The organism is Sutterella massiliensis, assembly GCF_016899755.1.
Taxonomy (GTDB): domain Bacteria; phylum Pseudomonadota; class Gammaproteobacteria; order Burkholderiales; family Burkholderiaceae_F; genus Sutterella; species Sutterella massiliensis.
In genome coordinates this window covers 1-232 of sequence record NZ_JACJJC010000554.1, presented here as the reverse complement: position 1 = coordinate 232, position 232 = coordinate 1, and the positions used below count along the sequence as shown (strand labels likewise).

Here is a 232-nt window from a genome sequence, read left to right as displayed (position 1 = left end):
CCGCACCACCTCACTGAATGCGCGCCACTCGCGCCCGCGCTCACGGCCCGTGCGCAGCAACATCTCGGTATTTTCGTAGCTCGCGAGATCTTGCGCGTAGCGCTGGGCGACGCCGTTCAGCAACTGGTGCACGTGGTAAATCGCGCCCACGACCTCGCTCGAGTGGGCGCCGAGCTCGACCATGCGAGTTGCCTGAGTGGCAGCGTCGAAGAAGCCATTGCGAGCGCGACTC

At 65.5% G+C, this 232-nt stretch carries 1 protein-coding gene; it reads right to left on the bottom strand.

Annotated features, from left to right (window positions below; genetic code table 11):
* Positions 1-183 (bottom strand): hypothetical protein (locus H6A60_RS13670; protein ID WP_205105426.1); only part of this gene is annotated, 183 nt, incomplete at its 3' end.
* Positions 184-232 lie beyond the last annotated feature (49 nt).